Origin of the sequence: Paenibacillus shenyangensis (assembly GCF_000346635.1) — a bacterium.
GTDB classification, from domain to species: Bacteria; Bacillota; Bacilli; order Paenibacillales; family Paenibacillaceae; genus Saccharibacillus; species Saccharibacillus dauci.
The window spans coordinates 145,143-156,799 of the sequence record NZ_AOIG01000012.1 but is presented as its reverse complement, the minus strand read 5'-3'; the positions used below and the strand labels follow the sequence as shown (position 1 = coordinate 156,799).

The window sequence follows — 11,657 nt, the reverse complement described above, 5'->3', positions numbered from 1 at the left end:
TACGAGTTTTAAGCTGGGTAATTCTACGGAATGTTCTGTCATTCTAGACATTCCTGCATGTTAAGATACTTCTCTGCCCGCCAACACATTATAAAGATGCTATAAGGCATCCCCACCACGAATAAACTGGCGCACGACTTTTTCCAGCCGGTCCACATATTCTACCAGCTGCTCCTCCGGTAGATTCTCAATAACCGACTGATCATTCATATCAAAATGCCACATGATACTCTTCAAAATATAGCTGTATGTAAAAAACACCTGATCCATCAGCGTGCGATCCAGGGCAGTGTCTGTGGCCGCTGGTGTCAATTCGATAATCGCCTGTACATAGACTTTGAAGCTGGATGGGTTAAAGTAGTTCTTTTCATGCAAATCATGGATAAAACTGCCTTCCCTTCCTTTAAAGTTGTAGGCAATTACTTCTTCGGGTGTCATCATATTAAGCGTTCCTCCATCTTTCGGCACTTTTCTCCAATTCTTTTAAGCATAGCTTATTTTGAGCAGTGTGAAAAGTTGATTCGTTACTCATCAATTTGCTCTAGAGCTGGCATCCTTTTAAATAGACTCACTTCCAATTTTATAGAAAATTGATGGACATGCAGTAAAGTTTCCCCCCCATCATTTAATGATGTGAATAGAAAAAGACTGTCTTTTCCAAGTTAGAAAAGACAGCCTCTTGGTATACAAGGAGTATATATCTCATTTGCAGAATACATTCTCATTCTGAACTTCGTGAAACAAAAATAAACACGTATACCCGGTAACAATCAGGAATTCAATTCAGCCAACCTTGCACCAACACGCGCCACAGTGATCCCTTTGAGTGGTGAGCCTCCGGAAGTAAAGTTCACATAATAATTACCGGGCTCCCAAGGCGTTGTTTTATAAATAGACCAGCTGCTGCCGCCTCCGATACTAATAATACTGTCAGGAATCAGCTCACCGGTCGGTGAATCTTTGGAGAGAGAGATGGTCATACGCTGCTTGCCTTCATTTTTTACCCATATTTTCACAAATCCATAACCTTCCGGCACTTGAAAAGGCTGTGACATCTGAGTACCTGAAAAGCGTTCTACAAATATCGTTCTGGTAGATTGAGGTTGCGCATCAGACTTATCCTTTTTCAAAAGAGGGACAGACGTCTCATGTCGGAACATCATATCGTTTGTTCCTTCTCCTCTTCCAACAGGTGAAAGCAAAAGCTTCGGTTTTTCTTGCACAGGCTGGTCGGATACTACTGCAGATGCTACTGGTATTGGAGGTACGGAATGCTTCTCCACTTTAAAATATGATGTTAGAGACAGGATGAGTACGATAACTACGGCCAGCGTTATACCTGTGTAAATATACGCTTTTTTGTTCTTTTTTGGACTTTGGGGATTAGGTCTGGTAGTGGGTTTCTCCATAATTAATAATCCTACTTTCTATTTATTAATAAATTGTCTAATTTATGAATCTATGTAGTGATCTAAGCTCCTTCCATCATATTTAACTAAATATTAGATACTTATGTATAATTTACATTTTATGATTACTTCATGTCAAACGGACTTCATACAGCAAATAACAGCACATTGGAAAACTCTTTTTAATACTATTCCATTTTTTCGTGATCTCTTGTGAAAATTAGACATAATTTAGAGGTGGTTTACAGACATTCTCTTATCAAAAAAAGTCTTCCTTCTACTAGAGCACCCTATAATAATGCTATAATTTCCATAATATCCACAGCAGCGCTTTCAACGAGTCGCTTAACCCTTTATTGATCCAAAGGAGTGAACATCTTGATTATTGATATCCATCATGCCAGCTGGCGGCGCGAACAGAGTACAATTATTAATGATATTTCCTGGCAGGTGCAGCCGGGTGAGCACTGGTGTCTGCTTGGACTCAATGGCTCCGGCAAGACCACTCTGCTCAATATGATCAACGGCTACATATGGCCAACTACCGGTACCATCAGTGTACTCGGTGAGAAATTCGGCGAAGTGGATCTGCGTGAACATCGCAAGCGGATCGGCTGGGTCAGCACTTCTCTGCAGCAGCGGCTGCACGGACGCGATACGGCAGAGAATATTGTGCTGAGCGGTAAATTTGCCTCGATCGGCATCTATACCCAGATTGAGGATCATGATCGCGAACAGGCTTTGCAGCTGATGCAGCAGCTGGATGCCGAGCGGCTGGTCGGCCGTACTTACGATACGTTATCCCAGGGAGAACGTCAGCGTATACTAATTGCCCGTGCATTGATGGCTTCACCAGATCTGCTAATTCTCGATGAGCCCTGCACGGGCCTGGATATTTTTGCGAGAGATCAGCTGCTTCAGCGGGTACAAAGTATCGCAACCGGACAAAATGCTCCTACTCTGCTGTATGTTACCCATCATATCGAAGAGATCATGCCTTGCTTTAACAAGACGATGCTGCTGCGTGATGGCCAGATATTTGCTGCCGGTTCTACAGCGGCTATGCTGGATTCACAGCGGCTCAGCGAATTTTTCAATACCAGTGTCGAAGTACGTCCGGAACCGGGCGATCGGTATTCGATCCGTCTTACCGGTCCTTTCACCACCATGCCTGCAGAGGCAGCAGAATAACATCTACCGACTTCAATGTGAAGGGAGCACTTAATAAATATGATGAAATATCAGTATCTGGGACGCAGTGGTATGCAGGTGTCCCTGCTCGGACTGGGCACCAATTCCTTCGGCAAGCGTGCCGACAAAAAAACATCGATTCAAATTCTGCATGTTGCGATTGACAGCGGCATTAACTTTATCGATACAGCCAATATCTATGCAGGTACCGCTTCCGAGCGAATTATCGGCGAAGGGCTCAAAAACGGCAAACGGCATGAGGTGATTCTTGCCACCAAAGCGGGGCTGCCACGCGGAGATGAGCCGAATCAACGAGGCTCCTCGCGCTACCATCTGCAGCGTGAACTGGAAGACAGTCTCAAACGCTTGCAGACCGACTATGTAGATCTGTATCAGATTCATACATTTGATCCCTATACGCCGCTCGACGAGACACTTCGTACACTCGAACATATGGTTCAGTCTGGCAAGGTACGCTATATCGGCGCTTCCAATTATGCAGCCTGGGAGCTCATGAAGGCGCTCGGAATCAGTGATCAGCTCAAGCTGGAGCGATTTGTATCGATCCAGACGTCCTACTCGCTGGCTGATCGTACACCGGAACAGGAGCTAATGCCGCTCTGTCAGGATCAGGGCGTCGGGATTATCCCATATTTCCCACTGGCTGGAGGAATACTGACCGGCAAATATTCGCAGGAAGACGAAGCGCCCGCAGGTTCGCGTGCGGACAAAGATCCTTCCTTTAATCGATTGTTGACCGGAGAGCGAATCGGACTTGCTGACGGTATCAGCTGGTGTGCCCGTTCGCTGTCCATTGATCCGGCTGTGCTATCCCTGGCCTGGCTGATGAGACAACCCGCCGTCTCCAGTATTATTGCCGGAGCCACATCGGTAGAACAGCTGAATAATAATCTGAACAGCATTGAACTCGTACTGAGCGATGATGTCATGGCAGAGCTGGAGCGTTTAAGCAAGCCTTTCCGCTACAGTGAGCCTTTTGCCACCTATCGTCTGTTATAAAATATATTGCCCTTGAGGAGGCTCCACATCATATGGAATATATCCCGGATCGTTATTCAGCTGGAAATAATGGGTTCAGCTACCCATCATCCCAGATTATCTATCCTGCTCCATTACGCAAAGGAGACCGGATTGCGATTATCGCTCCGTCCAGCGGCGTTAATCCCCAATATCATCATCTGCTGCACCGGACACGTGATCAACTCGAACAAGCCGGATATGAAGTGATACTGGGCGAGAGCATATGGACCAATGACAAATGTGTCAGTCTTCCCAAAGCGAAGCGCGCTGCCGAACTGCAGCAATTCCTGTTGGATGAGCAGATACAGGCGATTATCCCGCCATGGGGTGGAGAGTTCCTGATGGAGCTGCTACCACTGCTGGATTGGGATCGTATTCGCCAGCTTCCACCCAAGTGGATCCTCGGTTTCTCCGATATCAGTACGCTAACCTTTGCTTATACGCTGCAGACGGGATATGCCTCGGCCCATGGTCCTGGCGCAGTTGATATATCAGGCACCAATGACCCGACAACTACAAAGTGGCAGGAAGTATTGACAGCTCTCGCCGGACAGACGATCGAGCAGCAGTCCTCCAGTCATTACCAGACTGTAAGTGATCCCAGTCGTGACGGATTAAATCTGGATACGCCAACATACTGGCATATTCTGGGCAAGGAAGAAGAGTCTGATCTCTCTTTGGAGTTCTCCGGTCGACTGATAGGTGGTTGCATGGATGTGCTCACGATCCTGATCGGCACCGACTGGGCGCCAGTACCTTCATTTATTGAACAGTATGGAGCTACGGATGGGGTAATCTGGTATCTGGAAAGCTGTGAAATGAATGCCGGAGATATTTACCGTCACCTCTGGCAAATGAATCAGGCTGGCTGGTTCCGCCATGCCAGGGGCATACTGATCGGCAGACCTGCCGGATATTCTGCATTGGGTAATTTTGAACTGACTGACGCACTGCATCAGGTATTTGACGATCTGGAGATTCCGGTAGTCTATGGCGTAGATATCGGTCATATTCCTCCCCAGCTGACACTTGTCAATGGTGCTTCAGCCATTGTGAGCGTGAAGTCCGGACAGGGCAGCATTGTGCAGACACTGGATTAACCTGAAATGTTATGAAGTTTTGAATTCTTCGGCTTGGATATGGAGCAGCAGCCAGCGTTCATGACGCTGGCTGCTGCATTTTAATCGTCTGTTCGAACATACCAATAATCAACATGGCATTTCATTTCATAATCATTGGCATTGATGATACAATGAGCTGGTCGGCTTTTTTTACAGGACAGGAGGAGTTCCGTTTGCGTGCGATCTTATCATTTCTGACAGAAGTACGGGACTGGCCGCGGAATGTGCGGCTTTTTTTCTGGGCGAATCTGCTTTACCAGATAGGTAACGGCATGTTCAGTGTTCTATATAATCTATACATACAGGGTTTGGGGTACCCGGATGCAATGAATGGACGCATTATTAGTATCCAATCGCTTGCAACCGCTATCTTGTTTATTCCCGTCGGTCTGCTTGGAGATCGGTTTAGCCGCAAAAAACTGCTGGCACTGGGTGCTTTGTTAAGCGGAATCTTCTTTATCGGACGCTCTTTTGCCATGCAAAATGATGCGTTGCTGATATTGGCCGTCTGTTCGGGAATTTTTGCAGCGATTTTTCAGGTAATGGCGATCCCTTTTCTCGCAGAAAATGTATCCCGTTCCCAGAGACTGCGCATGTTCAGCTTCTATTCTTCACTCGTGCTGGCTGCGCAGGTTATCGGCAATACCGGTGGCGGGATACTTGCAGATACGCTTCATTCGGCGGGACTGAGCTATGTATCCAGTCTGCAGCTGGTACTCGTAACAGGCAGTGTGGCGACCCTGCTGGCTTTTATACCGATGATCTTTGTCATGGAAAAGTCGGGAGAATCGCAGAAAGTGCAGCCTGTTCATCCAGCAGTCTCCGCCGACAGACAATCGGCAGCAGATCATACGCTCCCTAGAGATAAAGATAATAACGCTAGAGCTGCTGACGCGTCTTCTCCGGCACCGCTCGTTTCTGTGGCTGCTGATGTACCGGCTTCCATAACGCCAACTGCTGCAATCTCTACCACACCAACATCTATAACGGCTCCAGCCACTTCGGATTCAGCAGCTACTCTTCAACAATCTCCTGCCAAAGTTGTACCCCATTCTGCAAAGCAGGAACGTTCTTCCGATATGAAGTTTATCAGCCGCTTCATGCTGGCACAACTGCTGACCGGATTGGGCTCGGGACTAGTCGTTCCTTATTTGAATTTGTATTTTACCAATCGATTTGATGTCTCTCTGACCTCTATGAGTATATTGATCTCACTCGGTCAGTTGATGACGATCATCTCCATGCTGCTCGGCCCAGCGCTGGCTGCTCGGATCGGCACCGTACGCGCTGTAGTCGCTTTCCAGATGCTGTCGCTTCCATTTCTGCTGCTGACCGGATTTACCAACGTACTGCTCGTTGCCTCCATTAGCTTCCTGTTCCGGCAGGCTTTGATGAACGCAGCCAATCCATTGCAATCGTCGATCATGGTGGATCGTGTCTCCGACAAGCGACGTAGCATCGCCAACTCGCTGATGCAGACGGTATTCATGCTAGGCTGGGCGACGATGGGGCCGGTACAATCGTATCTGGTCACCAGCTATGGAACATATTGGGGGTATGCGATCACCTTTAGCATTACCGGTGTATTGTATGTAGCTTCTTCGATGCTGTATTACTTTATGTTCCGAAAACCACCTGCTCCGAAATTGGCAGAAGCTGCTGCATAACCTCCATAACAATGCGGATGTATGACGAAATAAAAGTTCTTTTCAGCTATCAGAAGAAGATCACATAACAGTATTTCTATGTATTTCAACGATCCCTACGACTATCTAAAAATCCATAAACATATCTATAAAATGGTAAACCCCTAATTTTCTCTTCGCCTAGGCAGCTATGAGAAAATTAGGGGTCTTATTATTGCCATAGTCCGGCAGCTATCTGCGATAACGAATCCGCTGAATCCCACGCCACAGCATATAACCGATCCATGCACCCAGCGTATTGAGCCAAATATCATCTACATCAAATGTGCCCCGCCGGGACAGCATTTGAATCACTTCCACTACAAAAATGCAGCATACAAATCCTATAAGGAAATGCCGGACCTTGATAGGCCAAATCCATGGAATCAACAATCCAAAAGGCATGAATACGCCTATATTGCCAAGCAGGTTAATCAGCATATCCAGCGGGCTGCCTACTTTTAATAATGCAAAATCCATAATAGTTTGAAAAGGAACCCAGTTATACCGATAAGGCGCTTCCGGATGATAGCTGCGTCCAAATCCGAAAAACATCCAGTACAGCAGCAGCAGAGTATAACCGGTCAGCAGCACTATTTTCCAGAAGACAGGTATACCCTCGGAAAGCCATTTTCTTTTTGGTTCGACGTGATCTTGTTTTGTTCTCAATATACTATCCTTTCTCGTCTCATTGCTCTATGTGCCGAATTCTATGATGCAGTGGGGAAATATATGGCTTGCCTTCTTGTTCTGCAAGCAGCAATTCCAGTAGATTCGATGGCACCAGAAAGGCAGATGCTACGTCCTGGATCTCCTGAAGAGATTTCCAGACAGCAGTGTAGGTCTGCTCTCCTTCGGTTCCGATCATCCGGGATTGCTCATAGAGTGACTCATCTGCCACTTCAGCGGTATAGATAAAACATAATTCATTTGCTTTGATCAGGTTATCTCCAGACGCTGCTCTGGTATCATTATCCCCAGCTGTCTCATGACTCTGCTCGGCAGCTTCATGAATCGGCACTTCGTAATGATTTTCAATAATATAAAGGAGCTGTGGATCTATCAGATCAGCTCCGATCTCTTCTCTTACTTCCCGAATCACGGTCTGAAGGCTGGACTCTCCCGGCTCCATCGTTCCTCCTACAGGACGATACATGATTCGTCCACTGCTTGACAGCTGAGTTTCCTGAAGCAAGTAATATCCATCCCGCTGGATCAGACACAGACAGGTAGTTCGTATTCCCACGGTTCATCCCCTCCCGATCCGTTCACTGTTATGCTGGACTTGACCATCCATTAGACCAGCATGCTCAGATCCTGCCAGCCCAGTGTCACTTCCTTATGCAATGTACCGCCTACTTTGATCGTTCGCTCGGCCAGTGGCTCTGCTCCTAGATGACGATAGAATTGAATTGCCGGATTTTCTTTTAACGCTTCGACCATAGCCGACTGGTAGCCATCCCTTTGTAAACAGGCCGCCATTCGCCGAAGCAGTTCACGGCCATAACCTTGTCCCTGCGCAGATTGCAGTAAATACAAGGCATAGAACTCGGCATCATACCGGGGATGACTCACTGTCTGCCGATTCGCTCCCGCGCTCACAAATCCGACAATAGTCTCTTCCTGCTCCAGCACGAGTACATAACGACCTTCTTCAGCTGCATTAAGGTTGGCTGCCCAGGCTTCCTGCCGCTGCGTTATAGACAGGCTACGCAGAAATAATGGCGCCATGATACCCGCATATGTGGTCTGCCAGCTGCGGACATGTACATTGGCAATTCCGGCTGCGTCGTCCTGACGTGCCTGACGAATCGAAGCTTTGTTATCTCTGGTATCATCGTTCATCCGGGACTCCGCTTTGCTGCTGCCAGCAGTAATACCCCATTCGGTAAAAGTCAGCCAGATCGCTGCGTCCACTACGCTGGAAACGATCGACAGCTTCTCCAATTTCGACCACATCGACTCGGGCGACCTGCTCTCCATCTGGTGGATTGAGCGGTGCGCCGCCCAACTTTACCTGACCATATCCGGCAAGACGAATAAAACGTGGATGTGAAATATATGGACGATAAGGATGCTCTGCAGAAGATCGGCAATCAAAATATCCAAATACACGGTAATCCAGCAGAGTTCCGCCCATTTCCTCTTCTACTTCGCGCTGCAGCGCATCCAGATAAGGCTCATCCTTTTCTAGCGTTCCTCCCGGCAGTTCCCAGCGTCCGTCTGTCAGCTGAATCATGACAAATTGATCTCCAACCATCGGTACAATAGAGACATTGCTGATGAATGCTGAATCCAGTCTTACCACATCACTCCATACCTGAAAGCGAGCTGTAACTGGCCCCCAGTGAATATCGGTGGATAATGCAGGAAGAGTACGCAGATACTGACGGCTTTGTACAGTTATTCGGGCTGCAATCAGCCATGGATGCAGTACAGGGATACGGTTCTTCTCTCCCCAAACGTACGCCAGATACACCTGTACGGCTTCTTCCAGTGAATAGTGTGCCGCTTCCCTCATACGATCAATATAAGGCGCGGCATCGCTTGCTTGCCAGGACAGCTTGTCTGCGACAAACAGCAGCTGATCCATCGGCTCCATATCTTCTTTGAGTGTAGTATGGCAGCGGATTGCACTGTGCAATTCGGGTGCATGCAGGCCAAATACAATCTCGGCGATCCGGCTGGACAGCTGCTGATGCAGCAAATGCGGAACCTGCCGTTCTTCCGGTAAAATAGCAATACCATAATGGGCAGCCAGCACCAACTTGTGCTGATCCGGAATGACAGTGGATACATCATGCAGCCAGCCGCACAGACAAGCAATGTGGGAATCCAGCTGATAATGCTCGGCCAGCTGCACAGCCTTCTCTGCTACTTTACGACAGTGTGTCCAGGTATCTGGCTCTTCATTATGCGAGAAAAATCGTTCGAGATATTCTGTCAGATTTTCCCCTTCTGCCGGAAGCGGGAAATAGATATCCAGCTCTGCGGGAATATGAATTTGTTGAAGTGTACCGTCTTGCTTCTCGTAGCCCATAGTCCACCTTCTCTCTATACTTCTATATAATATACCCAGTTATTCCTCAGCTTTGGATAGCTCTAAGTTTAAAATAGCCTCTGACCACCATATCTGCAAGTTTAAGAGAGGGAATTAGAACAATACCCCATAAACAGTCTACATAGCAAACAACCTGTCGTCGAACTTATCCGAATCTTCGGGTTCAGTGACAGGTTGTTTGTAACATCATATAGTATCAAAAATGAAATATGATGAGATACAGAGAGCAGAACAATCAGGCTCTTGCTACTACCTATTTACCAGTACTTGGTGAAGTGAATCTTGCTGTCAGACCAGTTGGTAACCAAAACTGAATCTGTCCCGATTCATCCAAGTACATTAAATTACAGTTTGCTATCGTCGATGCTGTTGAGCCAGTTCTCGATATCACCAATTACAGATGCTACACAGCCATCCTCGAAAGGCGAGATCAGTCCTGCTACTTCTACCAGCCCGGTAAAGGACTTGCTACCGCCCTGACGACACAGGTTTACATAGTCGGCCCATGCAGCTGGTTGATCTTCATTCATTCGCTTCCAGAACTGGAATGCACAGATTTGTGCCAGCGTGTAATCGATATAGTAGAATGGCGCTTCATAGATATGACCCTGCTTTTGCCAGTAGCCACCACTTTGCAGATAGAGATTGTCGCTCTGATCCCAGAATGGCAAGTATTTCTCTTCGACCGCTTTCCAAGCATCTTTGCGCTCGGCCGGAGTCAGTTCCGGATTGTTATAAATCATATGCTGGAACTCATCGACTGCTACACCATAAGGAATAAACAGCAGTCCACCGGACAGATGATCGAATTTGTACTTGTCGGTGTCTTCCTGGAAGAACAGCTCCATCCACGGCCATGTAAAGAACTCCATGCTCATGGAATGAATCTCTGCGGCTTCATAAGTCGGCCAGATATATTCAGGTACTTCAAAGTGACGACTCTGATATACCTGGAACGCGTGACCCATCTCATGGGTCAGTACATCAATATCGCCCGATGTTCCGTTAAAGTTCGCAAAAATAAACGGGCTCTGGTAATCATTCAGGAAGGTACAGTATCCTCCGCCCATCTTGCCTTTTTTGCTGAGCAGATCCATCAGTTCATTATCCTGCAGGAATTTGTAGAATTGATCAATCTCCGGAGACAGCTCGGAGTACATTTTAGCACCATTATTGATAATAAAGTCGGCATCGCCCTTGGGTGTCGGGTTGCCAGTCGGGAAGCTGTAACTTTGGTCAAAATAGGACAGGCGATCTACACCGAGACGGGCACGCTGACGATCTTTGAGGCGCGATGCTGCGGGTACAATATACTCCTGTACTTGCTTGCGGAATGCTTCGACCTGCTCGGGACCATAATCGGTACGTCCCATACGTGCATACGCCAGCTCGGTAAAGCTGTTATATCCCAGTTTGCGGGCAATCGTCGTACGGACTTTGACCAGTTCATCATAGATGCGATCCAGCTCTTCGCTGTTCTCCGCCATAAATCCATAACGCGCTTCGCCTGCACGCTGACGCATATCGCGATCTTTGGACTGCTCGAATGGAGTCAGCTGGGTCAGCGTACGCTCTTCGCCTTCGAACATGATTTTGGCAGAAGCAATCAGCTGACTGTATGCTGTAGTCAGTTTATTCTCCTGCTGCAGATCTGCAATGATGTCGGGATGGAATGTTTTCAGTGTCAGTTCGGCAGAAGCGAACAGCTGATGTCCCCATTTTGTCTCCAGTTCGCTGCGGAAGCTGGAATTCACCAGTGCTTTGTAATAACTGTCTATGTATTCCTGGAATACCGGTCCAATCTCATCCATATACTCTTGTTCGGTCTTGTAGAACTCATCATTGGTGTTAATGGAATGACGTACCGAGACGAGCTGTGCCTGTGTGGAGAAACTGTTGAACATTTTGTTGATCTGTGCCATCGCCTGATCCTGCTCTTCAAAGCTGGATGCCTGATTAAACTGCTCCAACAACTGATCAAAATCCTTTTTCAAAACATCCAGATCCGGACGTTCATATTTAAATTCGCTAAATTTCATAAATGTGCACCTCTCTATCGATAGTCTCGGAATCCCCGGCTACGTCTATGTTACTAAATTTCACAACAGATGAATAGATTTTTTATCCAATGGTTGAATAAATATTGTGA

General features: G+C 47.2%; 11 protein-coding genes. 4 read left to right on the top strand and 7 right to left on the bottom strand.

Annotated elements, in window-relative coordinates:
• Positions 1–99: 99 nt before the first annotated feature.
• Both H065_RS25790 and H065_RS0111500 read right to left on the bottom strand, forming a co-directional pair.
• Positions 100–441 (bottom strand): Imm41 family immunity protein, encoded by a 342-nt coding sequence (locus H065_RS25790; protein ID WP_017813212.1) that lies wholly within the window; start codon positions 439–441, stop codon positions 100–102.
• A 329-nt stretch (positions 442–770) separates the two neighbouring features.
• On the bottom strand, positions 771–1,055 hold the full coding sequence (locus H065_RS0111500) for a hypothetical protein (protein WP_238557944.1): 285 nt from the start codon (positions 1,053–1,055) through the stop codon (positions 771–773).
• 732 nt (positions 1,056–1,787) lie between these two features.
• Between H065_RS0111500 and H065_RS0111495 the strand changes: the two genes are divergently transcribed.
• From H065_RS0111495 to H065_RS28250, 4 genes are all read left to right on the top strand, one after another.
• Entirely contained in the window at positions 1,788–2,600 is an 813-nt protein-coding gene (locus H065_RS0111495) for an ABC transporter ATP-binding protein (RefSeq protein ID WP_017813210.1), read from the top strand.
• 42 nt (positions 2,601–2,642) lie between these two features.
• Entirely contained in the window at positions 2,643–3,620 is a 978-nt protein-coding gene (locus tag H065_RS0111490; protein WP_026136177.1) for an aldo/keto reductase, read from the top strand.
• A gap of 32 nt (positions 3,621–3,652) precedes the next feature.
• Complete coding sequence (locus H065_RS0111485; protein ID WP_017813208.1) at positions 3,653–4,741, top strand: S66 family peptidase; 1,089 nt, start codon at positions 3,653–3,655, stop codon at positions 4,739–4,741.
• A gap of 194 nt (positions 4,742–4,935) precedes the next feature.
• Positions 4,936–6,429 carry an MFS transporter gene (locus tag H065_RS28250; RefSeq protein ID WP_017813207.1) on the top strand — a complete coding sequence of 498 codons (1,494 nt, stop codon included), beginning with the start codon at positions 4,936–4,938 and terminating at the stop codon, positions 6,427–6,429.
• A 210-nt stretch (positions 6,430–6,639) separates the two neighbouring features.
• On the opposite strand, the gene H065_RS0111475 is transcribed toward H065_RS28250, so the two are convergent.
• From H065_RS0111475 to H065_RS0111455, 5 genes are all read right to left on the bottom strand, one after another.
• On the bottom strand, positions 6,640–7,116 hold the full coding sequence (locus tag H065_RS0111475; RefSeq protein WP_238557943.1) for a VanZ family protein: 477 nt from the start codon (positions 7,114–7,116) through the stop codon (positions 6,640–6,642).
• Between the two features lie 19 nt (positions 7,117–7,135).
• Positions 7,136–7,693: an NUDIX domain-containing protein gene (locus H065_RS0111470; RefSeq protein WP_017813205.1), complete on the bottom strand. Its 558-nt coding sequence runs from the start codon at positions 7,691–7,693 to the stop codon at positions 7,136–7,138.
• Positions 7,694–7,743: 50 nt separating this feature from the next.
• The gene (locus H065_RS28245; protein WP_017813204.1) at positions 7,744–8,292 is read right to left on the bottom strand and encodes a GNAT family N-acetyltransferase; all 549 of its coding nucleotides are present in this window, start codon (positions 8,290–8,292) and stop codon (positions 7,744–7,746) included.
• Positions 8,282–9,487 (bottom strand): bis(5'-nucleosyl)-tetraphosphatase (symmetrical) YqeK, encoded by a 1,206-nt coding sequence (gene yqeK / locus H065_RS28240; RefSeq protein ID WP_017813203.1) that lies wholly within the window; start codon positions 9,485–9,487, stop codon positions 8,282–8,284. The genes H065_RS28245 and yqeK overlap by 11 nt, the downstream gene beginning before the upstream one ends.
• Positions 9,488–9,852: 365 nt before the next feature.
• On the bottom strand, positions 9,853–11,547 hold the full coding sequence (locus H065_RS0111455) for a M3 family oligoendopeptidase (protein ID WP_017813202.1): 1,695 nt from the start codon (positions 11,545–11,547) through the stop codon (positions 9,853–9,855).
• Between the last annotated feature and the right edge of the window lie 110 nt (positions 11,548–11,657).

What these genes read in the sequence shown, in the direction of transcription:
- H065_RS25790 (WP_017813212.1), bottom strand. Translation starts at nt 441, where the DNA reads ATGATGACACCCGAAGAAGTAATTGCCTACAACTTTAAAGGAAGGGAA.
- H065_RS0111500 (WP_238557944.1), bottom strand. Translation starts at nt 1,055, where the DNA reads ATGTCACAGCCTTTTCAAGTGCCGGAAGGTTATGGATTTGTGAAAATA.
- H065_RS0111490 (WP_026136177.1), top strand. Translation starts at nt 2,643, where the DNA reads ATGAAATATCAGTATCTGGGACGCAGTGGTATGCAGGTGTCCCTGCTC.
- H065_RS0111485 (WP_017813208.1), top strand. Translation starts at nt 3,653, where the DNA reads ATGGAATATATCCCGGATCGTTATTCAGCTGGAAATAATGGGTTCAGC.
- H065_RS28245 (WP_017813204.1), bottom strand. Translation starts at nt 8,292, where the DNA reads ATGAACGATGATACCAGAGATAACAAAGCTTCGATTCGTCAGGCACGT.
- yqeK (WP_017813203.1), bottom strand. Translation starts at nt 9,487, where the DNA reads ATGGGCTACGAGAAGCAAGACGGTACACTTCAACAAATTCATATTCCC.
- H065_RS0111455 (WP_017813202.1), bottom strand. Translation starts at nt 11,547, where the DNA reads ATGAAATTTAGCGAATTTAAATATGAACGTCCGGATCTGGATGTTTTG.